1 protein-coding gene is annotated in these 661 nt (G+C 43.4%); it reads right to left on the reverse strand.

The genetic code is table 11. From position 1 onward, the window contains the following. Positions 1-661 (reverse strand): GMC family oxidoreductase (locus A3729_RS04875; protein WP_197475566.1); only part of this gene is annotated, 661 nt, incomplete at both ends.

A 661-nucleotide genomic window follows, 5' to 3' on the forward strand; every position in this document is an offset into this window, starting at 1 on the left:
CATGTTCTTGAAGGTTTTTTCCTACTCCTGGAAGATCATGAACGACAGCTATACCTACTTTCTCGAGCTCCTTCTTATCACCGATCCCGGACAGCATGAGAGTTTGTGGTGTGTTAAACGCACCACCACACAAAATAACTTCTTTTTTAGCATGAGCGGTATACTCTTTTTCTCGTTGCGAATAGACCACACCTTTGGCCTCTTTATCTTCGAGAATAATTCGATTAACTAAGGCTTCACATTGTATGTGCAGATTTTTTCGAGTACGAGCAGGCTTTAAATAGGCCCGTGAGACACCGCACCTTTCGCCATTCTTGATTGTAAACTGATAATAGCCCACACCTTCAAATTGAGGCCCATTGAAATCGTCATTTAAAGGGTATCCCGCTTGCTCAGAACCTTTTAGGAAGCACTCATTCAAGGGGTAAGTATTTTGTGTGTTTGAGACATAAAGAGGACCTTGGCTGCCGTGGTAGTCATTGCATCCTCGCTCATTTGTTTCGGCTTTTTTAAAATAGGGCAACATTGAATCGAATTTCCAGCCCTTATTTCCTTGGGCTTCCCAGTGATCATAATCAGATTTATCGCCTCGAACATAGACCATTGCGTTGATGGCGCTACTTCCGCCTAAGGTTTTTCCTCTGGGGCAGAACATTGGTTG

The sequence above is a fragment of the Oleiphilus sp. HI0043 genome (assembly GCF_001634935.1).